Here is a 21,550-nt window from a genome sequence, read left to right as displayed (position 1 = left end):
ACAAACGCCCCGGCCAGCAGGCTGGAGTCCGTTTTGCGCCTCGGCGCGGAGCTGGCTTCATCCAGGCAAAAGTTCTGAACCGGAAAGGCATGGAATGTCTGACGCACCGAAGGGCCTGCGCCTCTACAACACGCTGACGCGCGCGAAGCAGGATTTCGTCCCGATCGACGCGCTGAACGTGCGCATGTATGTCTGCGGTCCGACCGTCTACGACTTCGCCCATATCGGCAATGCCAGGCCCGTAATCGTCTTCGACGTGCTGTTCCGGCTGCTGCGCCATCTCTATGGCGAGACGCACGTCACCTATGTGCGCAACATCACGGATGTCGACGACAAGATCAATGCACGCGCACTGCGCGATTTCGGCAGCGAGATATCAGCCGGCAGACTGTCGCTCAACGAGGCGATAAGGCGGGTGACGGAGAAGACCGCGGGCCAATTCCACAAGGACGTCGCGACGCTCGGCTGCCTGGAGCCAACAGTCGAGCCGCGCGCCACCGAGTTCGTCGAGCCCCGTGCCGACGGCAAGGCAGACATGATCACCTTGATTCAAAGCCTGATCAAACGCGGCCATGCCTATGTTGCCGCAGGCGAAGTGCTGTTCGACACCGCTTCGATGCCCGACTACGGCCAGTTGTCGAAGCGAAATCTCGACGAGCAGCAGGCCGGTGCTCGCGTTGCAGTCGACGCGCACAAGAAGAATCCTGGCGACTTCGTGCTGTGGAAGTTGTCGTCCCCGGAGGAGCCGGGCTGGCAGAGCCCATGGGGCAGGGGCCGGCCGGGCTGGCACATCGAATGCTCGGCCATGTCCGCCGCCTATCTGGGCGAGGTCTTCGATATTCATGGCGGCGGTCTCGACCTGATCTTCCCGCACCACGAGAACGAGATCGCCCAGTCACGCTGCGCGCACGGCACCGATGTGATGGCCAACATCTGGATGCACAACGGCTTCCTGCAGGTCGAAGGGCAGAAGATGTCGAAGAGCCTCGGCAATTTTTACTCGATCAACGAGCTGCTGGAGACCGAAACCTTCGGCGGCCGCAAATGGCCCGGCGAGGTGCTCAAGCTGGCGATGCTGATGACGCATTATCGCGAACCGATCGACTTTTCCGTGCGCAAGCTCGAGGAAGCGGAGAACACGCTGCGCAAGTGGAAACGCGCGGCCGATCTGGCGCCGGCGGTCGGGCAATTGCCGGCCGAGGTCGTGCAGGCGTTGTCGGATGATCTCGCCACCTACGCCGCCTTCCAGGTTTTGACCCAGTTGGCCGGCGAGGCGGTCGACTTCGGCGGCGATGGCGAAAACGCCGCAGCGGCCTCGCTGAAGGGTGCGCTTGCCTTCCTGGGTTTCGATGTGGGGGCGGCCAAGGTCGACGAAGCCGCGGTCGCCAAGGCGATCGCCAGGCGCCTGGAATTGATCGCCGCCAAGAACTGGGCCGAAGCCGACCGCATCCGCGATGAGTTGTTGGCGCAAGGCGTACAACTGAAGGACGGCAAGGACCCGGTCACCGGCGAACGTGTGACGACGTGGGAGGTGAAGCGGTGAGGGCGACTGTTCTTGTGGCGGGAATGGAGAGGTTGGCGCGAAGCACCCCCCTCTGTCCTGCCGGACATCTCCCCCTCAAGGGGGGAGATTGGATATCACCGAGGCTTTCGCCAATCGCTGACGTTGGAGGTTGGGCACCGTCAGCGAAACTGCCGATCTCCCCCCTTGAGGGGGAGATGTCCGGCAGGACAGAGGGGGGCGCCTCGCAGTGATCCATTATCGTGTGTCTCCTGTCAATCGAGGCAATGCGCGCAAGATGCGCAAGGCTATGACCGACGCCGAACTGAAGCTTTGGAATGAGATACGCGCACACCGACTCATGGGGCTGGCGTTTCGACGTCAAATGCCAATAGCGGGCTACATCGTCGATTTTGCTTGCCCTAACAGGAAGCTGATCGTTGAGCTGGATGGTTCTCAGCACGCCTCTCATGAGGTCTCGGCGTCTGACACCGCGCGAACAGCCAAGCTCACAGCGCTCGGCTGGACCACCCTGCGCTTCTGGAACGATGACGTGATCCGCGATATCGACAATGTCTGTCAGCATATCGTGATTGCGGCCGGCCTGGCTGGCGCGGAAGTGCCGGAACCAGCAACGGAGGAGTTCGTTTCATGATCGACCATCTCGGCATCGACGTTGCTGACTTTGACGCTTCGAAGGCTTTCTATGACAAGGCGATGGCGCCGCTTGGGGCCTCGCTGCTCCATATGGTGCCGCTGGAATACACCGGCGGCGCCAAGGTCGGTGGCTACGGCCGCGATCGGCCGGTGTTCTGGCTCCAGGAAGGCAAGGAGGGGCAAAAGGCCCGCCAGCACGTTGCCTTCACCGCGCGCAGCCGCGCCGAGGTCGACGCCTTCCATGCAGCCGCTCTTGCCGCCGGCGGCATAGACAATGGCGGGCCGGGCCTGCGCCCGCACTATCATGCGAACTACTATGGCGCCTTCGTCTTCGATCCCGACGGTAACAATGTCGAGGCCGTGTGCCATGATGCGGAGTGACCTGCCATGAGCCTCGACAACCGGCCGATCTACACCGGCGGCTGCCAGTGCGGCGCCGTGCGCTTTCGCGTCGAGGGCGCACTCGGCGATGCCTCGGTTTGCCATTGCCGCATGTGCCAGAAGGCGAGCGGCAATTTCTACCTTCCGCTGGTCTCGGTGCGCGGCGCCAAGGTGGACTGGACGCGCGGCGAGCCCAAGCGCTTCCGCTCGTCGAACGCTGCCTGGCGTGGGTTCTGCGCCGAATGCGGAACGCCGCTGACTTTCGAGGCGCCGGAGGGCATGGCGTTGGCGATTGCCGCCTTCGACGCTCCGGCTGATATCGCGCCGACCATCCAGTGGGGCACCGAGGCAAAGCTGCCTTACGTGGATTCCATTCCAGAATTGCCGGGCGAGGATACGATGGCGGATATGGGTTCGGCCCCCTATCTGGCAGAGCTTGTCTCCTACCAGCATCCCGACCACGACACCGAGCAATGGCCGCCGGAGAAAACATCATGAGCGAGACCATTCGAACCGGCGGCTGCCAGTGCGGCGCCGTGCGCTTCCGCATCAAGGGCAAGCTTGGACGCCCGTCCATCTGCCACTGTCGCATGTGCCAGAAACAGTTCGGTTCCTTTTTCGGCGCCCTGGTGACAGCGCCGAAGGACGGCGTCGAATGGACACGTGAGGAGCCGAGCTATTTCCAGTCCTCGGTCAACATCGATCGCGGTTTCTGCGCCCGCTGCGGCACGCCGCTGACCTACCGCCAGCCCGGCGGCTTGGAGATCGCCATCGGCGCCTTCGACGATCGCTCCGACCTGGCGCCGCAGATCCAGGTCAATTACGCCGGGCGGCTGCCTTGGGTGGAGACGATCTTCGACCAGCCCGTCCACCAGGATCCAGACTATTATGCTAGGCAGGAGGAGATCATCTCCTTCCAGCATCCCGACCATGAAACGACGGACTGGCCGTCCAAAGGTTTGCAACTATGAGCTCTGAACTGCGCACGCTTTATCCCGAGATCGAAGCTTTCGAGAGCGGTATGCTCGACGTCGGCGACGGCCACCAGGTCTATTGGGAACGCTCCGGCACCAAAGGCGCCAAGCCGGCGGTATTCCTGCATGGCGGGCCGGGCGGCACCATCTCGCCAAAGCATCGGCGGCTGTTCGATCCCGATCTCTACGACGTCATCCTGTTCGACCAGCGCGGTTGCGGCAAGTCGACGCCGAATGCCTCGCTGGAGGCCAACAGCACGTGGCACCTGGTCGCCGATATCGAGCGCCTGCGCGAAATGGCCGGCTTCGACAAATGGCTGGTCTTCGGCGGTTCCTGGGGTTCGACGCTGGCGCTCGCCTACGCCGAGACGCACCCGCAACGCGTCAGTGAGCTCGTCGTGCGGGGCATCTATACGCTGACCCGCCCCGAGCTCGAATGGTACTATCAGTTCGGCGTCTCCGAGATGTTTCCCGACAAGTGGGAGCGCTTCCTGGCGCCGATCCCCGAGGCCGAGCGCGGCGACATGATGGCCGCCTATCGCAAGCGGCTGGTGGGGTCCGACAGAAACGCGCAGATCGAGGCGGCCCGCGCCTGGAGCCTGTGGGAAGGCGAGACGATCACGCTTTTGCCCGAGCCGGAGACCAGCGGACCGTTTGGTGAGGACGACTACGCCGTCGCCTTCGCCCGCATAGAGAACCACTACTTCGTCCATGCCGGTTGGCTGGAGGAGGGACAGTTGCTGCGCGATGCCTGGAAGTTGAAGGACATTCCCGGCACCATCGTCCACGGCCGCTACGACATGCCGTGCCCGGCACGCTACGCCTGGGCGCTGCACAAGGCCTGGCCGAAGGCGGATTTTCACCTGATCGAGGGTGCCGGCCATGCCTATTCCGAGCCAGGTATATTGGACCGGCTGATCCGGGCGACGGATGGGTTTGTGGGGAAAAACTGATGTCGGCGCTCACCCCCCTCTGGCCTGCCGGCCATCTCCCCCTCAAGGGGGGAGATTGCCCATCACCTGGGGTTTCGCAAATTTTCAGCGCCGCAGGTGATGGCGGGACATTCGAACTGCCGATCTCCCCCCTTGAGGGGGAGATGTCCGGTAGGACAGAGGGGGGCGTTCAAGCGCCCACAGGACGATGAAAAAGCAACGCCTCTACCTCTTCGACACAACACTTCGCGATGGCCAGCAGACGCCCGGTATCGACTTCTCGGTCGAGGACAAGATCGCCATCGCCAAGCTGCTCGACGAATTCGGCCTCGACTATGTCGAGGGCGGTTACCCCGGCGCCAACCCGACCGACACGGCCTTCTTTAGGGAGAAGCGAACCGCGCAGGCAAAGTTCGTCGCCTTCGGCATGACCAAGCGGGCGGGGGTGTCGGCTTCCAACGATCCTGGGCTTGCCGCACTCGTCCAGTCGCGGTCGGACGCCATCTGCTTTGTCGCCAAGAGCTGGGACTATCATGTCCGTGTGGCGCTCGGCTGCACCAATGAGGAGAATCTGGAGTCCATCAAGGCCTCGGTGGAAGCCGCCATTGCCGCGGGGAAGGAGGCGATGGTCGATTGCGAGCATTTCTTCGACGGGTTCAAGGCCAATTCGGATTATGCGCTGGCGTGCGCCAAGACCGCTTATGATGCCGGCGCGCGCTGGGTGGTGCTGTGCGACACCAATGGCGGCACGCAGCCCTCGGAACTACGCGCAACCGTCGAAAGGGTCGTCGCCGCGGGCATTCCCGGCGACCATCTCGGCATCCATGCCCATGATGACACCGGCCAGGCGGTGGCGAATTCGCTGGCCGCGGTCGAAGCGGGCGTGCGCCAGATCCAGGGCACGCTGAACGGCATTGGCGAACGCTGCGGCAACGCCAATCTGATCTCCATCGTGCCGACGCTGGCGTTGAAGCCGGCCTTCGCCGACCGTTTCGAGACGGGGATTTCCGCCGAGGCGCTTACCGGCATTTCGCGCTTGTCGCGCGCCTTCGACGAACTCTTGAACCGCGCTCCGGAGGCGCAGGCGCCCTATGTCGGCGCTTCAGCCTTCGCCACCAAGGCCGGCATCCACGCTTCGGCGCTCGCCAAGGAACCTGCGACCTACGAGCATGTGCCGCCGGAAGCGGTTGGCAACCGCCGCCGCGTCATGGTTTCCGACCAGGGCGGCAAGGCCAATTTCCTGGCCGAGCTGAAGCGGCGCGGCATCGATGTGCCGAAGGACGATCACCGGCTCGACGCATTGATATCGGTGGTCAAGGAGCGTGAGGCCTCCGGCTATGCCTATGAGGGCGCCGACGCCTCCTTCGAGCTTCTGGCACGCAAGATGCTGCACGGTTTGCCCGAGTTCTTCCATGTCACCTCGTTCCGCTGCATGATCGAACGCCGCTTCGATGCCAATGGCCAGTTGAAGACGGTGTCGGAAGCGGTGGTCAAGGTGCTGGTCGAGGGCGAGGAGAAGATGTCGGTGGCCGAGGGGCACGGCCCCGTCAATGCGCTCGACATCGCGCTGCGCAAGGATCTCGGCAAATACCAGGGCGAAATCGCCGATCTGGAACTCGCCGACTTCAAGGTGCGTATCCTCAATGGCGGCACCGAGGCGATCACTCGCGTTCTGATCGAATCGCATGATGCGACCGGTGCCCGCTGGTGGACGGTCGGCGTTTCCGAAAACATCATCGACGCCTCGTTCCAGGCGCTGATGGATTCCATCATCTACAAGCTGATGAAGAACCGGGACATGGCGGGTCTGGTGGCGGCGGAGTGAGATATGGACGTCAACCTCTTCTTCAAAGAGATGTACTCCTTTGAAATTGAAAGGAAGGATAAGTTAGACGGCTCTGTCGGGGTTATGCTGACGGCCGTCACCGGAATTATTGTCTCGATGGTCTTTGTCGTAAGTGATATTGGTGAGAAGAACCCCTATCCGGACAAGAGGATGATACTTTCTCTATTTGCGGTATGTGCATTTGTTTTAGGGGGTTCTATATTATTTCTGCTCATAGGATTTTACGGCAGAACCTACAAATATGTTGATTATCCGAGCGAAATGATGAAATATTATACCGAGTTGGAGTCGTATTATCGAGAGAATAATCAGGCAGCTGAGAGGGAATTTGCTGACGCAGTGACACGTCAATTTGTGTTATTTGGGACGCACAATGCGCGGGCAAATGACGAAAAAACAGAAAATTATTTTCAGGCGAAACGCTGGTTTGCCTGGAGCTTGTTGCCCTTCGCTTGCGGAATCATAACTTACGGTCACTATCTTATTTTTGGCTGAGGAGTGATTGAAATGGGCGATGACAAAGACAAAGAAGACGAACGGCCGCGTGACGAACAGAAACCGCAGCCGCCGCCTGGGCGGGAAATCCGGGAGGGCTATGAGCCACCTCTAGAGAGGTAGCCTACTCACGGTAGAACAAAGCGTTGCGTTGGCAGGCGTGTAGCGGAGCAAGGCACACCGCTTGAACCATCAGCGAAAGTCCATTGATCCATCAGAACTTTGCGATGGTCTTGCCAAGGTTACTGGGCCATAGCGTTGGGCCATGGCCGCTGAAGCAATTACCCAGGACGCAGTTTCAAAAGCCCGCCGCGGCTTCCTGCTGGCGCTGGGTGCCTATTTCTTGTGGGGTTTGCTGCCTTTCTACATGAAAGCGGTTGCGCACCTGCCGCTTGCCGAGGTGATTGCCCACCGCATCGTCTGGTCGGTGCCGATCGCCGCCGCGGTTCTGGTCTGGGCCGGCCGCACGGCGGATTTCAAGGCGGCAATCCGTTCGCCCCGCACGATCGCCATGGCGGCGCTGACGGCGGCGCTGATCTCGGTCAATTGGGGCGTCTACGTCTGGGCGATCGCCGTCGACCGCACCGTAGAAACCGCCCTTGGCTATTACATCAATCCCCTGGTCAGCGTCGTGGTCGGCGCCCTGCTGCTCGGCGAGCGGCTCGATCGGCTGCAGATCGCGGCCGTGGTGCTTGCGGCGATCGCGGTCGCCGTGCTGACGATCGAGGCTGGCAAGTTGCCATGGGTATCGCTGGCGCTGGCCTTTTCCTTCGCCGCCTACGGTTTTTTCCGCAAGACGCTGCCGATCGGCCCCAGCCAGGGTTTTCTGCTCGAAGTGCTTCTGTTGTCGGTGCCGGCCTTGGGTTATATCGCCTGGCTGATCGCCACCGGACAGGACCATTTCGTTTCCGGCAACGGCGTCGATGCGGCGTTGCTGGCCGGTTGCGGGCCGGTGACCGCGGTGCCGCTGCTGCTGTTCGCATTCGGCGCCAGGCTTTTGCGTCTCTCCACCATTGGCATCATGCAATATATTGCGCCGACCATTGTGTTCCTGATCGCCGTGCTGATCTTCAAAGAGCCGTTCGACACCACCCAGGCTGTCGCCTTTGCCCTGATCTGGGCGGCGCTGGCCATGTATTCCTGGTCGATGCTGGCGACGGCGCGCCGGGCTACATCTGCCCGAGCCGCCTGACGAAGAGATAGGTCGCTCCGGCGATCAGCATCGAAACCGCAGTCACCACCCAGAAGCCTATCGGCGTGTTGACCAGCGGCAAGCCGCCGACATTCATGCCGAACAGGCCCGAGATGATCGTCATTGGCAACAGCACTGCGGTCATCACCGACAGCACGTAGAGCAGCCGGTTCGACTGCGTCGTCAGCTTGGCCATCAGCTCGTCCTGCAACAGCCTGGCGCGCGCCTGCAACTGCTCGCCATCATAGTGCAGCGTCTGCGCGCGGTGCGAAAGCCGTGCTGCCATGTCGTTGATCGAATCGGGCAGGTCGTTGCGGTGCGAATGGTCGAGATGGCGAAACAGATTGGTCAGGGTCGCCATCTGCCGGTGGATCACCACCAGGTGCCGGCGCGCATCGACGAGCGCCTGCCGCTCATTGTGCCATGCGTCGCAGACGATGCGGTCCTCGATGCCGTCGAGACTGTCGCCAAGTGCAGCGAGTTCCACCGCCATGCCGTCGAACGACTGGCCCACGACCGCCTCGATCAGCTCGGCCGGCGAGCGAAACTTGCGCGAGCCGTTCTCGATCGCCTTGCGGATATTGTCGACCGACTGCAAGGGCTGCTTGCGGGCGCCGACCAGCATGGTGTCGTTGAGGGCGAAACGGAAATGGCCGAGCCCGCCGGCTTCCGCCGAATAGTCGTGACGCAGGTCCGGCAGGTCGCCGTAGAGCCAGTCATCCTCGAGGTCGATGTGGCAGCCATGGCTGGCGGACAGGAAGGCCTCGCGCACTGGCGCCGGCAGGGCCTGTTCGGCGGCGATCTCGTGGCGTGCGCGCATGTCGGAAAGCTGGTAGCTGCGCCACGTCCAATGCGCGCCGCCGGCATCCTTGGTGCGCAGGCCGTCGGCGGTGAAATGATAGATGAAGAACAGCCCATGCTCGTCTGGCAGGTAGGGCGACAGGTCGGCGCCTTCCGGGGCGAGAGCAGTATCCATGGTGTAGTGCCGGATGCATATTTCGAGCATCGCACCGCTTGGCGGCGCGTGATTGCAACATCTAGCATGGGCGGCGGGGTTTCGTGTGACGGTTCCTTGACAGCCGATCACACTCTCTTGAGCGGCCGCGGCAGTGCGGCGGCGCCTTTCGCCGCCACCGCATTGCGACTGCCACACTTAGCGCTTCGGACCGAAACCGGGATAAGGGTTCAGCGGCACGATTGCGGCAATGTCCATCATGCCGGCCTTGACCAGCGGCAAGCTGCCGAGATGATTGCGCACGTCAGCATCGCTGGCCGCCTCGAACATCATGCCGCTCCCGGGAATGTCGCCACGGTTCCAGACCTGGCGAACCGCGCCCTGGGCGTAGAGCGTGCGCCGCTGCTCGGCCTCGCCGGGCAGCAGCGGCGCGAAATCGGCATCGGCGAATTTTTCGGTGTTGCGGGTGAGGAGGGCAAAGAACTGCATGTCGGTCTCCTGTTTGTCAGCGGTAGGTGACGGCAGGTATCGCGCTGGATGGTCAGACTGTCCAAGACTGATTAGGCTAAAGTTGAGACTTTTGAAGACTTGATGCCGCGCGGAGCAAAAAATGTTCGACTTGCGCCAGATCCGATATTTCGTCGCCGTCGCGGAAACCGGCAATGTCGGTCGCGCCGCCGAGCTGCTGCATATTTCGCAGTCGCCGCTGAGCCGGCAGATCATGCAGCTTGAACAGCAGCTTGGCGTAACCCTGTTCGAACGGGTAAAACAGCGCGTCCATCTCAATGCCGAGGGCCGCGCCTTTCTCGCCGAGGCCCGCGCGCTGCTGTCGAACGCGCGCCGGCTGGAGGAACTTGGTCGAAACCTTGCCAGCGGGTCTGTCGGGCGTCTTGCCATCGGCTATGTCGAAGGCGCCGTGCACGCCGGGCTTGTCGCCGCGATGCTGCGCCAATTCCGCCGCGACCGGCCGGATTTTCATCTCCAGTTGAGAAGCCTGCGCTCGGCGGCGCAGATCGAGGAGCTGCGGCAGCGGTCGCTGGATCTGGGCCTGGTCTATTCGCCGCCCGCCGCAGACGATCCCGATATCGCCAGCACGCCGCTGCGCCACGAGCCGCTGGCGCTGGCGATGCCCGAAGGCGATCCGCTCGCCGAAGTGGCCGATATCCAGCCGCACCATCTCGACGGCCGCGTCTGGATCACCGTCGTGCGCCAGCCCGACGACACCAATCGCGGCCAGTTCCTGGCCGCCTGCGCCAAGGCGGGTTTCCTGCCCGATATCGCCTATGAGACGGCGGACCCGTTGACCTCGCTCGGCCTTGTCAGCGCCGGCCTCGGCCTTGCCACCGTCCAGTCGAGCCTGCGCATCGCCGCGCCGCCCGGAATCCTGTTTCGGGACCTGCCATGGTTTGAGCGCAAGGTCTCGATCCATCTCGCCTGGCGGCGCCAGGATCGGCGGGCGGTAATCGATGATCTGCGGCTGGCCGGCAGTAGGGCAGTAGGGCAGTAGGTTCTGTCTTCAGCTACTGCCTTACATCTTGTCTATCACCGACTGCACGCCCTCCGTCGGCGCATCGACCGAGGAGCCTGCCACCATGATGGCGGCGACGATTGCCTCGGGGTCATTGACGACCAGCGGCTTGACCCGCTGTGCGGTGTGAATGAAGCCTTCGGTTGCCATATGGTCGATAAGCGCCAGCATCGGATCCCAGAATCCGCCGACATTGCCGAAGACGATCGGCTTGCGGTGATGGCCAAGTTGCGCCCAGGTCATGACCTCGACGATCTCCTCGACTGTGCCGATGCCGCCCGGCAGCGCCACAAAGGCGTCGGATTTCTCGAACATCTTATGTTTGCGCTCGTGCATGTTTTCGGTGATCACGAGCTCGTCGAGCCGGTCTAGCGCGGTTTCGGTTGCTTCCCTGTTGATCAGGAAGCGGGGAATAATGCCGGTGACCTTGCCGCCGGCCTTGAGCGCGCCTTCAGCGACGGCGCCCATGATGCCTTTGGTGCCGCCGCCATAGATCAGCCTGAGGCCGGAGCGCGCAAGCGATCGCCCGAGCAGGTGACCAGCCTTGACATAGGTTTCATCACGGCCCGGAGACGAGCCGCAATACACGCAGACGGATCGAATCGTATTCATGCCGATGATTGGTGATTGGGTCTGAAAGCGCGGTCAAGCCCTAAGGGCCGAGAAGTCCGGGCTTTTTCTTGTCGGTGATGGTAAAACAGGCTAGACCGGCGTTAGGTGGCTAAGGGGCAGGGAAGTAGATGGCGATCAATCCGTTGAAGGCGTTTCTGTTCGCGGCGGGTGGGACCGTTGCGGTCGCGGGAACCGCCTATGTGTCGGGCGCGCTCGACCCATATTTCAATCGCACGCCGCCGGCGGACGTCGCGGCGCAGGCTCCGCCTGTGGCGCCGAAGCCGGCCAATCCGGGCACGGAAGCGCGGCTGCCGCAGGCTGCGGCACCGTCCGCTCCCACCTCTGAGGCAACCGCGCCTGCCGTCGCGGGTCCGATCGCCCCGACCTTCGACGTGGTGCGCGTTGAAGGCGATGGTTCGATCGTCGTCGCCGGCAATGCCGCGCCCAATTCAAAGGTCGAGATCCTCAACGGTTCGACCGTGATCGGCTCGACGGTCGCTGGTCCGGATGGCGCCTTCGTCATCGTGCTCGATGATCCGCTGAAGCCCGGTGACTATACGATTGCCTTGCGCTCCACCGCCGGCGATGTGGTGACCGCTTCGGCCCAGACGGCCGTCGTCTCCATTCCCGCCAATGCGAGCGGTCAGGTGCTGGCCATGGTCGAGGAACCGGGCAAGCCGGCCGAACTGCTGACCGTGCCCCAGCCGCAGACAACACCGGAAGCGCCTGCAGCCGCGGCTCCGGCGCCAGGCGCGTCCGCCGCCATCGAAGCAACGCCTGCTCCTGCGGCGCCGACAACGCCGCCCGCGCCATCCGTGGCCGAACCCAAGATCGTCGTCGAAGCGGTCGAGATTGACGGCAGCAAGATTTTTGTCGCCGGCCTCGCCGACCCGGGCCGCAAGGTGCGCGCCTATGCCAACGACATCCTGCTTGGCGAAGCGCAGACATCGCCGAATGGCCATTTCCTGGTTGAGGCGAGGCGCGACGTACCGGTCGGCAGTTACACCATCCGTGTCGATGGCCTCGATGCCGACGGGGTGAAGGTGGTGGCCCGCGCCGCCGTACCGTTCGAGCGCGAACCGGGCGAGGCGGTCGCCGCCGTGGCGCCTGCTGGATCCAAGGCGGCCGATGCAAAGTCTGCCGAACCGTCGGCTGCCGCTGAAGCGCCCGCCAACCCGGCGGAACCGGCTCCGGCCGATGCAGTGGCCACGCCGCCTTCCGATGTGGCCGAGACTGTTTCACCCAAGCTCGAACATGCCAACGGCGCCGTGATCATCCGCCGTCACGACACGCTGTGGCGGATTTCGCGGCGCGTTTACGGCTATGGCATGCGCTACTCGACCATCTATCTCGCCAACCAGGACCAGATCCGCAATCCCGACCGCATCTGGCCGGGACAGGTGTTCAAGGTCCCGCCACGGTCTAAGGAAGGCGAGGCCGCCGACCTCAAGGCGATGGGTGACCAGATGACGACGCATTCGGCGAAGACGGAGTAGGCAAGCGTCAGCGGGGCGGCTGCAAGCCGTTCCGAAGCCGATCCTTCGCAGCCCTCCGCCTGCAATCTCCCCATCCGGCCAGCTTGCCTCGTCACTGTTCATCGTCTATCGCCGATGAACGATGACCGAATCCCTGCCTGAACAAGACCGCGCGACGAGCGCGCCAACCTCTTGCACCACCGACAGCCACTCCATCGCTGCCCGCTTCGCCGCGCTCTCGCACCCTGCGCGCATCGAGATCCTGAAACGCCTGTCTGCCAGCGGTTTCTGCTGCTGTCGGGACGTTGTCGACCACCTCGATCTCGCCCAGTCGACCGTCTCGCAGCATCTGAAGATCCTGGTCGAGGCGGGGCTGGTGCGCTTCGCGCCTGACCGCCAGCGCTCGCGCTACGAGGTGGACCAAGCCGCGCTTGCCGGCGTGTCGGCTTCGCTGAGCGCGCTCGTCGTTTCCTGCTCGACCAGCCGCTGACCCTCTCACCCAAAAGGCAAGAAAAGTGGCCGAAAAAACCGTCTCCGCCGATTCCCCGACCTTCAAGACGCTGCTTAACCTCTGGCCCTATATGTGGCCGGCGGATCGTGCCGATCTGCGGGCGCGCGTCACCTGGGCGACAATTCTGCTGGTGGTTGCCAAGCTGACATTGGTCGCGGGACCCTATTTCTTCAAATGGGCGACCGACGCCTTGGCCGGTGACGGCAGATCGACGCCGCCGCTGCCCGCCTTCCTGCTCGCCCCGGTCATGTTGGTTGTCGCCTACAATGTGGTGCGGCTCGTGCAACTCGGCTTCAACCAGTTGCGCGACGCGCTGTTTGCCCGCGTCGGCCAGTACGCTGTGCGCCAGCTTGCCTTCCGCACCTTCGTCCATATGCACCAGTTGTCCCTGCGCTTCCATCTCGAACGACGCACCGGCGGCCTGTCGCGCATCATCGAGCGCGGCACCAAGGGCATCGAGACGATCGTGCGCTTCATCATGCTCAACACGGCGCCGACCATCCTCGAATTCGCGCTGACCACGGGCATCTTCGCCTACACCTATGGCTGGAAATACGTAGCCGTGGTGGCGGTCACCGTCTGGCTCTATGTCTGGTTCACGGTTCGCGCCAGCGACTGGCGCATTTCGATCCGCCGCGACATGAACGACAGCGACACCGACGCCAACACCAAGGCGATCGACTCTCTGCTCAATTTCGAGACGGTCAAATATTTCAACAACGAGGCCATGGAGGCCGAGCGCTTCGACCGCTCCATGGCGCGTTACGAGATGTCGGCGACCAGGATCTGGACGTCGCTCGGCTGGCTGAATTTCGGCCAGGGCGTCATCTACGGTCTGGGCACGGTCATTGTCATGTGCATGTCCGCGCTCGAAGTGCAGCGCGGTACGCAGTCTGTCGGTGATTTCGTCTTCATCAACGCCATGCTGATGCAGCTCTCGGTGCCGCTCAATTTCATCGGCTTCATCTACCGCGAGATTCGCCAGGGCCTCACCGATATCGAGCAGATGTTCGACCTGCTCGACGTGCCGCAGGAGATCGTCGACAAGCCCAGTGCCAGGCCGCTCGCGATCGAAGCCGGCAAGGTCGAATTCCGCGACGTGCATTTCTCCTATGATCCGAACCGCAAGATCCTGAAAGGCATCAGCTTCGAGGTGCCGGCCGGCAAGACGGTCGCCATCGTCGGTCCTTCGGGCGCGGGCAAGTCGACCATCTCGCGGCTGCTGTTCCGCTTCTACGACATCCAGTCGGGCCAGGTGCTGATCGACGGCCAGGATGTCAGGGAAGTGACGCAGGAGAGCCTGCGCGCGGCGATCGGCATGGTGCCTCAGGACACCGTGCTGTTCAACGACACCATCGCCTACAACATCCGCTACGGCCGCATCGGCGCCAGCGAGGAGGAGGTGCGCAAGGCGGCCGAACTCGCCCAGATCGGCCCTTTCATCGAGCGGCTGCCCGAGGGTTACCGCTCGATGGTCGGCGAGCGCGGGCTGAAGCTTTCCGGCGGCGAGAAGCAGCGCGTGGCGATTGCCCGCACCATTCTCAAGGCGCCGCCGATCCTGATGCTCGACGAGGCGACCTCGGCGCTGGACAGCCATACCGAACAGGAGATCCAGGCCGCGCTCGACCTGGTCAGCCGGGGCCGCACTACCATCGTCATCGCCCACCGGCTGTCGACGGTGATCACGGCCGACGAAATCATCGTGCTCAAGGACGGCCAGATCGCCGAACGCGGCACACATGCCGATCTGATGCGCAAGCACGGGCTTTACGCCTCGATGTGGGACCGCCAGCGCGAGGCGACCGAAGCTGAGGAGCGTCTGCGCATCGCCCGCGAAAGCGACGAACTGGGTGTGGTAGTGCGCAGGCGCACGTCGGAGCTGTCGTAGCGGCGTTGGCTATCTCCATCGCTTTCGCCAATCAGCGTGTGCCCGAAATGTAAGACGGCCATCCCGCGCCAGGCGAGGAAACAGCGACGCCCAGCACCTGACCAGTGCGGGCGTCGCTCGACATGTGGTCGAAGCCGCGCCACTCGGCTGCGGTGATGAACAGCGTCCTGCCGTCGACACCGCCCAGCATGCAGGCGAAGCAGCCGCGATCGGCGGTCACGGTCTGCATCACTTCACCGCCTTCGCGTACCTGCGCACAGCGCTTGTTGGGAACATCCGCGTACCAGACCGTCCCTTCGGCATCTAGGCAGATGCCATCGGGATAGCCGTCGACATCGGCCCACACCCGCCGATTAGCCAGAGTGCCGTCGGCGGCTATGTCGAAGGCGGTCAGCCGGTTGGAGTGGGATTCGGCAATGATCAGCGTCCTGTTGTCCGGGGTCACAGCCATGCCATTGGCAAACGCGATATTCCCAGCCACTTGCCTGGCCGTCCCGTCCGGCGTGATCAGCACGATCGTGCCCGGGCCGAAATGCTGGCCGGGTGCCGGCGCCGGGCCGCCGCCATTGACATAGATATTGCCGCGCCCATCGACGACGATCTCGTTCCAGGGGCTTTTCGAAAGGTCGCGCAGATCGGCATGGGTGACGAGCCTGCCATCCACCTCCTGCCTTAGCAGCAGGCCTTCGCGGCCTGAAATCACGAGCAACCTGCCATCCGGCAGCCAGTCGATGGAGTAGGGCAGGACCGCTGGCACGGTGAGCATCACCCTGCTCTTGCCCTCGTCGCTCACGGCGACGATCTCTCCGGTACCCCAGTTGCAGAGCCACAGGCGTCCCTCATGCCAACGCGGCGATTCCCCGAAAGCGAGGCCCTTGGCGATAATCTTGGCGTTCTCGGCAACGGATGACATTGGCTGGCTCCTTGGCTGCGTGACCCACGTCACCGTTCCGAAGGCGTCGCGGGGCACTGTCCTGCCAAGGACGGGCGAGCGTATGGCTTGCCGACATGGCGGCCGACAATTCTAAAAGGCTACTGCGCGCCCCTCCTTCCCCATTGTCGCGTTGCGGGCAGAGGGTGTTTCGGTTATTGAGGCCGAACCTGAAACAGGGACTGCCCCATCCCATGAGCCTTGTCGATACGGTCAAGAACGCGTTCGTACCGATCCATCGCGAGGGCTATCCGTTCATCGCCGCCTTCGGCGCGGGCACGCTTTTCCTCGGCTATTTCTCCTCGATCCTGTTTTGGATCGGGCTCATCCTCACCGCCTGGTGCGCCTATTTCTTCCGCGATCCCGAGCGGGTGACGCCGGTCGATGACAGTCTGGTGGTGAGCCCCGCCGATGGCGTCATCTCGGCGGTCGGCCCGGCCGTGCCGCCGCGCGAGCTTGGCCTCGGCAATGCCGAAATGACCCGCATATCGGTGTTCATGAACGTCTTTTCCTGCCACGTGAACCGCGCCCCGGTGCGCGGCAAGATTTCCCGTATCGAGCATCGGCCGGGGAAATTCCTCAATGCCGAACTCGACAAGGCAAGCACCGAGAACGAGCGCAACGGGCTGGTCATCGACAGCCCCAACGGCACCGTCGCGGCAGTGCAGATCGCTGGCCTCGTGGCGCGGCGCATCGTCTGCTGGGCCGAGACCGGCGGCTCGATCGCCATCGGCGAGCGTTTCGGCCTGATCCGCTTCGGTTCGCGCGTCGATGTCTTCCTGCCGGAGGCGGCGACCCCACGGGTGGCCGTCGGCCAGACGGCCGTCGCCGGCGAAACGGTGCTGGCGGAATTCGGCGGTATCGCCGCCACGCCTCTCGTGCGGATCTCCTGACCGGTGGGCGCGCCGTTCAAGAAATTCGAGGCGCATGCCAGCGGCGGCCCGCGCATCCGCGAAATCCCGATGCGCATGGTGCTGCCCAATCTGGTTACGGTGCTCGCCATCTGTGCCGGCTTGTCCGGCATCCGCTTCGCTTTCGAGAACCGCTTCGAGCCCGCGGTGGTCATGGTGCTGCTCGCCGCGTTCCTCGACGGCATAGACGGCCGGTTGGCGCGAATGCTGAAGGCAACGTCGAAATTCGGCGCGCAGATGGATTCGCTGGCCGACATCGTCAATTTCGGCGTCGCGCCCGCGCTGGTGCTTTACGCTTTCCTGCTCGACCGCGCGGGATCGCCGGGCTGGATTGCCGCCCTTTTGTTCACCATCGCCTGCGGCATGCGGCTCGCCCGCTTCAATGTTCTTGACGAGGAAAAGGCCGAGCGGCCGGCATGGCAGACCGAATATTTCGTTGGGGTACCGGCGCCGGCGGGCGCCGTGCTGGTGATGCTGCCGCTTTATCTGTATTTCCTGCGGCTTGGGCTGGAGCCCGGCCGCCCGGCCGCCTTCATCGCCACCGGCTTCACCGTACTGGTCGCCTTCCTGCTGGTCAGCCGTTTGCCGGTCTATTCGGGTAAGAGCGTCAAGGTGCCGGGTGACAAGGTATTGCCGGTCATCCTGGGGGTCGTGCTCTACATCCTGCTCTTGATGACCTATCCCTGGTACACGCTGACGGCCTCCGTCGCCGGTTATCTCCTCTTCCTGCCCTTCAGCGTGCGTGCCTATTCGAAGCGCGCCAGGCTGGAAGGCGAGCAGGTGCCGCCTTCGGATATAGGATAACGCTGTTATCCCTCTTTGAAGGCGGGGATGTCGCCGAAGGCGACAGAGGGTGCATTGAAGGCCAGCGCTTTGCGCCCGGGCCTGCGATTTAGGCGAGACGACCCTTCAGGCCGTTCGCCTACGCCGCCGCACTCAGCCCCAGACGATCGATGGCCAGTCTGCGGGCCGACACATAGTCGGTCTTGCCCGAGCCCAGCGCCGGGATCTCTTCCACCTTGACGATGTCGTTGGGCACCATCAGTTCGGCCGCCCCGGCCTTCTTGCCGAATTGGCGCAGTTCCTCGGCACTCGCATCGTCGGCGGTGGTCACCAGCACGATGCGCTCGCCGCGCCGTTTGTCGGGCACCGCCACGGCGGCATGGCGCTCTTCCGGCCACAGCGACTGCACCAGCATCTCGACCGCACCCAGCGACACCATCTCGCCGGCGATCTTGGCGAAACGCTTGGCCCGGCCGCGAATGGTGATGAAGCCCTCGCGGTCGACCGAGACGATGTCGCCGGTGTCGTGCCAGCCCTCGAGCCGCTGCAATTCGCCCGGTCGGTCGGCGGTCATGTAGCCCATCATCATATTCGGGCCGTCGAGCCACAGACGGCCGGCGCCATCGATGCCGTCGACGGGTTCGAGCTTCATGCGGATGGCCGGCAGCAGCCGCCCGACGGTGCCGTCGCGGCTATGGATGGCGGTGTTGACGGCAACCACGGGCGCGGCCTCGGTCAGCCCAAAGCCTTCGATGATCTCGGCCTGGAAACGCTCGCGATAGGTGCGGCGGGTTTCCGGCTTCACCGCTTCGGCGCCGGCGACGACGAAGCGCAGGCTGGAAAAATCGCCCTCCTTGGCGGTGCGCGCGTAATTGGCGAGGAAAGTGTCGGTGCCGAACATGACCGTCGGCTTCACCTTACGGGCGATCTCGGGGATGATCTTGTAGTGGAGAGGCGAGGGGTAGAGGAACAACTTTACGCCTGTGACCAGCGGCAGGATGGTGCCGCCCGTCAGCCCGAAGGAGTGGAACACAGGCAATATGTTGAGCAGGATATCGGCCGGCGAGATGGTGATACGGGCTTCCGCCTGCATGGCGTTGGCGTAAAGGTTCTTGTGCGACAGCACCACCGCCTTCGGCGTGCCTTCCGAACCGGAGGTGAACAGGATGACCGCGGGTTTGGCTGCGTCCTGGCGCTGCAGCGGCCAGCGCCACAGCAAGGCGGCGGTAAGCTTTTCCAGCGCCGTCACGCTTGCGCGTGTATCTTCCAGCCAGAGAAATTTCGCGCCGCCCTTTTCGACCGCCGTCACGATATCGCCGAGGTCGGCCTTCTCGATGAAGGCGCGGGAGGAGACGACCGTGCGGATCACCGCCGTGCGGATGGCGGCGGTGACGCTGGCCGGACCCGCGGTGTAGTTGATCATCGCGGCCACCCGACCGGCCGAGAGCAGCCCGACCAGGGACAGCACCACGCCATTGGCGTTGGGCAGGAGCAGGCCGACCGCTTCGCCGGGCGCCGTCACCGTCTCGAAACGCCTGCCCAGCACGCGCGCGCCGATAAACAGTTTTCGATAGCTGAGCGCGCCCGAGACGACGTCCTCGATGATCGGATGCGATGCGCCGACCCTGGTTGCGGCGTCACGCATGGCCAGGAACAGGCCGCGATCGAGATCGGCGGCTGCGAAGCGCGCCTCGGCGAAGCGGTCGAACAGCGCGTTGGTGTTCGAGGCCTGGTCGGGAATGCGCGCCACCAGCTCGGCGATGGTCATTGGTTCCAATGCGCTGATCGACAGGCGAGGGAACCAGCGCCTTGGCGCGATGCTGGCCGGCGTCAGCGAGACAGGAAGGTCGCGGGCGCCGCCGACGAAGATCGGCACGATGCGGGCGTCGGCCTGCATGGCGATGCGGGTGACAGCGCGAAACAGCCGGAACGACTTGACGTCGGGCTCGACCGCGTCCGGCAGGTAGACGGCAAGCCGGCCCTTGCCCTTCAGCACGCGCACCAGCCTACGGCTGACGAAGACGTGTTCGGCGTTGAAGGCGATGGTGCGGCCAAGCTCGCGCCAAGGCTCTAGCCATGGTGCCCTGGCCGAGGCTCCGTCGAGGATGTGCAGCGTGTCGTCAGGCAGCAGCGACAGCATCAGCGCCGGTTCGAAGTGCGACTGATGTGAGATGACATAGATGACTGGCGCCACCGCATCGCGCGCGATTGCTATGCGGCTGTCGCTGATCCGATAGGCGAGCTTGAACGGCACGTAGAGCAGCGCCTGGGCAAAGCGCAGGCCGAGGCGGAACTTTTCCACTACCCCGATCAGCAGCCAGGCCACGACCAGACCCGCAAGCAGCGCCAGTGTCAGGATCATGCCGCGTCTCTCCCAACGTTCCTTGCACCTCGGCTCTGCGGCCGCTTCGGCAAGAACCTAGACGATGTGCGGGCAAGGTCAATGCGCAAGGGCCTCTTGCCGCCTCTCACGAAGGGAAGGGCAAAAGCGGCATCCTTTACGCCGCCTTCAGTCTCCCGCTGATGAAGCGGAATTCCTGCGTTTTGCCGCCATAACCGTAGGCGGCGGCCGGCACTTCGTGGACGAAGGCGTAGCTTTCTTCGTGCACGGACCCGAGCAGGCGCCCGAAGGCGGCGAAGGTCGCCTTGAGATAGGCTTCCAGCTCGAGCTTGGTGTTGGTGCCGTCGACCACCTTGATGTCGAGCCAGAACGTATTGGTCCCATGCTCGGCCAGCGACGTGCCGCCGGCGAACCAGTGCTGCGGATCGAGATAAGAGACGGCAACCGCCGTTATGGTCGGATCCTTGCGAAGGTGCGTGGCGGTGAGTTCGGTCGCCTCCTTGGCGATCCTGGCGGACAGCGTGGCGTCGGGCTTCCCGGTGACGCTGACGTTGATGATGGGCATTGTCCTTCTCCTTGGTTCTGGCGGCCTCTGTCAGCCGATGACGCAACCCTGTCATCAACCAGGAAACATGAAAATCGAATTGTTTTCAGAGAATACTTCGATAATATCGAATTATGAAAACGCTCGATCCCGACCTCTTGAGGACATTCCTCGCCTTCGCCGACGGCGGCTCGCTGGCGCAGGCGGCCTCTATCGTCGGCCGTTCACCGTCGGCTGTGACGGCGCAGATGCAGCGGCTGGAAGAGGCTGTCGGCGAACCGTTGCTGGCGCCGCAGGGCAGGGGCCGCAGCCTGACGCCGACCGGTGAGGAGCTTGTCGGCCATGCCCGGCGTATCCTTGCAGCGCATCGTGAAGCCTGGCTCGGCCTGAAGGGCGCAAGGGCCGACGGACGCATCGCGATCGGTACGACGCAGGATTTCGCCGACAGCGGCTTGCCCGATCTATTGCGTGCTTTCGCCGAAAGCCATCCGCGTGTCAGGATCGAGCTGCGCGTCGGCCGCTCCGCCGAGCTGGCGCAAGCCCTTCAGGGCGGTAGCCTGGATCTGGCGATCGTTATGCGGCAAGCTGCGACGCCGGACGAAATCGGCATGCTGCGCGAGCCGATGATGTGGCTCTGTTCGCAAAAAGGACTGGCAGCGCGACAGGACGAGTTGCCGCTTGCACTGCTCGATCCGCATTGCGGCTTCCGCGAAGCGGCTATCTCGGCGCTCGATGCGGCCGGCCGGCGCTATCGCATCGCGGCCAGCAGCGCGAGCTTGGCCGGCCTGCGCACGGCGGTCAAGGCCGGCATCGCGCTGACGCTGCGCACCGCGCGCTTTGCCCATTCCGGCATCGTCGAAGCACCGCGCGCGTTCGACCTGCCGCCCGTGCCCGTTGCCGAATTCGCCATCCGGCTGCGCGCCGATGCCGAGAACCCGGCGCGGGATCTGGCCGCACTGCTCGGCACCGGCCTGGCTGTGCCAGGACTTTTTGGCTGACAGCCGTCTGTCTTCAGGCGTGGGGCCAAAGAAAAAGCCGACCTTGCGGTCGGCTTGGAGTAGGACGGACCGAGGGGTTTGGGGGGACTCGGGGG

At 63.7% G+C, this 21,550-nt stretch carries 22 protein-coding genes; 16 read left to right on the top strand and 6 right to left on the bottom strand.

Going from position 1 to position 21,550, the window contains the following annotated elements; translation table 11 throughout:
* Positions 1-94 precede the first annotated feature (94 nt).
* From cysS to rarD, 9 genes are all read left to right on the top strand, one after another.
* On the top strand, positions 95-1,543 hold the full coding sequence (cysS, locus tag FJ972_RS21535; RefSeq protein WP_140520675.1) for a cysteine--tRNA ligase: 1,449 nt from the start codon (positions 95-97) through the stop codon (positions 1,541-1,543).
* A 268-nt stretch (positions 1,544-1,811) separates the two neighbouring features.
* On the top strand, positions 1,812-2,156 hold the full coding sequence (locus FJ972_RS21530; RefSeq protein WP_246674178.1) for an endonuclease domain-containing protein: 345 nt from the start codon (positions 1,812-1,814) through the stop codon (positions 2,154-2,156).
* The gene (locus FJ972_RS21525; protein ID WP_140494538.1) at positions 2,153-2,539 is read left to right on the top strand and encodes a VOC family protein; all 387 of its coding nucleotides are present in this window, start codon (positions 2,153-2,155) and stop codon (positions 2,537-2,539) included. Before FJ972_RS21530 ends, FJ972_RS21525 begins: the two co-directional genes overlap by 4 nt.
* Positions 2,540-2,545: 6 nt before the next feature.
* Positions 2,546-3,037 (top strand): GFA family protein, encoded by a 492-nt coding sequence (locus FJ972_RS21520; protein WP_140520674.1) that lies wholly within the window; start codon positions 2,546-2,548, stop codon positions 3,035-3,037.
* Positions 3,034-3,510, top strand: coding sequence for a GFA family protein (locus FJ972_RS21515; protein ID WP_140520673.1), 477 nt, complete (start codon positions 3,034-3,036; stop codon positions 3,508-3,510). The genes FJ972_RS21520 and FJ972_RS21515 overlap by 4 nt, the downstream gene beginning before the upstream one ends.
* Positions 3,507-4,466, top strand: a complete 960-nt coding sequence (gene pip / locus FJ972_RS21510) for a prolyl aminopeptidase (protein ID WP_140520672.1) — start codon at positions 3,507-3,509, stop codon at positions 4,464-4,466. Before FJ972_RS21515 ends, pip begins: the two co-directional genes overlap by 4 nt.
* 187 nt (positions 4,467-4,653) lie before the next feature.
* Positions 4,654-6,270 carry a citramalate synthase gene (cimA, locus tag FJ972_RS21505; RefSeq protein WP_140494530.1) on the top strand — a complete coding sequence of 539 codons (1,617 nt, stop codon included), beginning with the start codon at positions 4,654-4,656 and terminating at the stop codon, positions 6,268-6,270.
* 3 nt (positions 6,271-6,273) lie between these two features.
* Entirely contained in the window at positions 6,274-6,786 is a 513-nt protein-coding gene (locus FJ972_RS21500; protein ID WP_140494528.1) for a hypothetical protein, read from the top strand.
* Between the two features lie 265 nt (positions 6,787-7,051).
* Positions 7,052-7,978 (top strand): EamA family transporter RarD, encoded by a 927-nt coding sequence (rarD, locus tag FJ972_RS21495; protein WP_140494526.1) that lies wholly within the window; start codon positions 7,052-7,054, stop codon positions 7,976-7,978.
* On the opposite strand, the gene FJ972_RS21490 is transcribed toward rarD, so the two are convergent.
* Together FJ972_RS21490 and FJ972_RS21485 are read right to left on the bottom strand one after the other, a co-directional pair.
* Positions 7,956-8,954, bottom strand: coding sequence for a transporter (locus tag FJ972_RS21490; RefSeq protein WP_140520671.1), 999 nt, complete (start codon positions 8,952-8,954; stop codon positions 7,956-7,958). The genes rarD and FJ972_RS21490 overlap by 23 nt on opposite strands.
* Positions 8,955-9,131: 177 nt before the next feature.
* The gene (locus FJ972_RS21485) at positions 9,132-9,422 is read right to left on the bottom strand and encodes a muconolactone Delta-isomerase family protein (protein ID WP_140494522.1); all 291 of its coding nucleotides are present in this window, start codon (positions 9,420-9,422) and stop codon (positions 9,132-9,134) included.
* Positions 9,423-9,543: 121 nt separating this feature from the next.
* On the opposite strand from FJ972_RS21485, the gene FJ972_RS21480 reads away from it, so the two are divergent.
* On the top strand, positions 9,544-10,440 hold the full coding sequence (locus FJ972_RS21480) for a LysR substrate-binding domain-containing protein (RefSeq protein WP_140520670.1): 897 nt from the start codon (positions 9,544-9,546) through the stop codon (positions 10,438-10,440).
* A 21-nt stretch (positions 10,441-10,461) separates the two neighbouring features.
* Here FJ972_RS21480 and FJ972_RS21475 read toward each other — a convergent pair whose 3' ends face one another.
* Positions 10,462-11,073, bottom strand: coding sequence for a TIGR00730 family Rossman fold protein (locus FJ972_RS21475; RefSeq protein ID WP_140517827.1), 612 nt, complete (start codon positions 11,071-11,073; stop codon positions 10,462-10,464).
* A 128-nt stretch (positions 11,074-11,201) separates the two neighbouring features.
* Between FJ972_RS21475 and FJ972_RS21470 the strand changes: the two genes are divergently transcribed.
* The 3 genes from FJ972_RS21470 to FJ972_RS21460 all read left to right on the top strand — a co-directional run bounded on the left by FJ972_RS21470 (position 11,202) and on the right by FJ972_RS21460 (position 14,947).
* Positions 11,202-12,569 (top strand): LysM peptidoglycan-binding domain-containing protein, encoded by a 1,368-nt coding sequence (locus FJ972_RS21470; RefSeq protein ID WP_140517828.1) that lies wholly within the window; start codon positions 11,202-11,204, stop codon positions 12,567-12,569.
* Between the two features lie 121 nt (positions 12,570-12,690).
* Complete coding sequence (locus FJ972_RS21465) at positions 12,691-13,038, top strand: ArsR/SmtB family transcription factor (protein WP_140520669.1); 348 nt, start codon at positions 12,691-12,693, stop codon at positions 13,036-13,038.
* Between the two features lie 25 nt (positions 13,039-13,063).
* Entirely contained in the window at positions 13,064-14,947 is a 1,884-nt protein-coding gene (locus FJ972_RS21460) for an ABCB family ABC transporter ATP-binding protein/permease (RefSeq protein ID WP_140517829.1), read from the top strand.
* A 31-nt stretch (positions 14,948-14,978) separates the two neighbouring features.
* On the opposite strand, the gene FJ972_RS21455 is transcribed toward FJ972_RS21460, so the two are convergent.
* Entirely contained in the window at positions 14,979-15,860 is an 882-nt protein-coding gene (locus FJ972_RS21455) for an SMP-30/gluconolactonase/LRE family protein (protein WP_140520668.1), read from the bottom strand.
* A 212-nt stretch (positions 15,861-16,072) separates the two neighbouring features.
* Here FJ972_RS21455 and FJ972_RS21450 point away from each other — a divergent pair, with 212 nt between their 5' ends.
* Both FJ972_RS21450 and FJ972_RS21445 read left to right on the top strand, forming a co-directional pair.
* The gene (locus tag FJ972_RS21450) at positions 16,073-16,771 is read left to right on the top strand and encodes a phosphatidylserine decarboxylase (RefSeq protein ID WP_140520667.1); all 699 of its coding nucleotides are present in this window, start codon (positions 16,073-16,075) and stop codon (positions 16,769-16,771) included.
* A 3-nt stretch (positions 16,772-16,774) separates the two neighbouring features.
* Positions 16,775-17,593: a CDP-alcohol phosphatidyltransferase family protein gene (locus FJ972_RS21445; RefSeq protein WP_140494505.1), complete on the top strand. Its 819-nt coding sequence runs from the start codon at positions 16,775-16,777 to the stop codon at positions 17,591-17,593.
* 118 nt (positions 17,594-17,711) lie between these two features.
* On the opposite strand, the gene FJ972_RS21440 is transcribed toward FJ972_RS21445, so the two are convergent.
* On the bottom strand, positions 17,712-19,934 hold the full coding sequence (locus tag FJ972_RS21440) for an AMP-binding protein (RefSeq protein WP_140520666.1): 2,223 nt from the start codon (positions 19,932-19,934) through the stop codon (positions 17,712-17,714).
* Between the two features lie 136 nt (positions 19,935-20,070).
* Positions 20,071-20,478 carry a tautomerase family protein gene (locus FJ972_RS21435; protein WP_140520665.1) on the bottom strand — a complete coding sequence of 136 codons (408 nt, stop codon included), beginning with the start codon at positions 20,476-20,478 and terminating at the stop codon, positions 20,071-20,073.
* 113 nt (positions 20,479-20,591) lie between these two features.
* Between FJ972_RS21435 and FJ972_RS21430 the strand changes: the two genes are divergently transcribed.
* Complete coding sequence (locus FJ972_RS21430) at positions 20,592-21,455, top strand: LysR substrate-binding domain-containing protein (protein WP_140520664.1); 864 nt, start codon at positions 20,592-20,594, stop codon at positions 21,453-21,455.
* Positions 21,456-21,550 lie beyond the last annotated feature (95 nt).

The organism is Mesorhizobium sp. B2-1-1 (genome assembly GCF_006442975.2).
GTDB lineage: Bacteria > Pseudomonadota > Alphaproteobacteria > Rhizobiales > Rhizobiaceae > Mesorhizobium.
This window is presented reverse-complemented; position numbering and strand designations above follow the sequence as displayed.